This window comes from Mesorhizobium sp. M5C.F.Ca.IN.020.29.1.1 (assembly GCF_003997375.1).
In the GTDB taxonomy this organism is placed as follows: Bacteria; Pseudomonadota; Alphaproteobacteria; order Rhizobiales; family Rhizobiaceae; genus Mesorhizobium; species Mesorhizobium wenxiniae.
Genome location: NZ_RZSW01001086.1, coordinates 1 through 829, shown reverse-complemented (window position 1 = coordinate 829; position 829 = coordinate 1). Strand labels below are relative to the sequence as shown.

Sequence of the window (829 nt, the reverse complement as noted above, 5' to 3'; positions counted from 1 at the left end):
CTATGCGACGCTGTTCGGACCAATCGGCAACTATGCGGTGAATTCCTACGATTCAGTCCGCGTGCTGATCGCCGCAATCAGGGACGCGATCACTGAAACCAAGGGAAATCCGAGCCGGCGCGACGTTCTGACTGCGATGCGGAAGCTCCGCTTCAAAGGCATTGCTTATAGCGATCCCGTGCAGTGGGACGAAAAAGGCGACAACCTGGCCGTCGTCACGGCGCTCAATGTCGTGGAAAATGGCCGATTCCGACAGGTTGCGGAAATCCCGCGAACGCAAGGGGGCCTGATAGATGCGGCCTCGCGACGACCGCGGCAATTTTTATCAAGGTGAAACGAAACAATTGCCTCCGATCGCCGTTTCGCCAGCAAGGTGAATTTGGGCGAGGAAGCGACGATGAGTGCAACCGGTCCGGAGGTTTTCGGCAAGACGCTGCAGACCGCGAACATCTTGGCACGAGTAGCGACCCAGCGATGCCAGGTCTCGCCCTTGCAAAGGTGAAGCCAATGATTTTTGACGCGCCGAAATTCAGGGATCGAACGGAGGCGGGGCGCCAGCTTGCCGCCGCTTTGACCGGGTTCGCGGCAACCGATCCACTGGTACTGGCGCTGCCACGCGGCGGAGTGCCGGTTGGCTTCGAAGTGGCGAAGGCACTCCGTGCCCGGCTCGACGTGCTGCTTGTACGCAAGATCGGCGCGCCGGGCCATTCCGAATATGGCATCGGCGCGGTCGTCGACGGGGAGAATCCGCAGCTCGTCCTCAACGAGGAGGCGATGGCTTTGGTCCAACCGTCAGACGATTACGTCGAGGCAGAGAAACGGCGGCAAC

1 protein-coding gene and 1 pseudogene are annotated in these 829 nt (G+C 60.4%); both read left to right on the top strand.

All coding sequences use genetic code 11. The annotated features are described in order from the left end of the window. Positions 1–334 (top strand): hypothetical protein (locus tag EOA85_RS37960; RefSeq protein WP_206523503.1); only part of this gene is annotated, 334 nt, incomplete at its 5' end. Positions 335–507: 173 nt separating this feature from the next. Beyond that, positions 508–829, top strand: a pseudogene (locus EOA85_RS36375) (phosphoribosyltransferase); the annotation flags it as partial.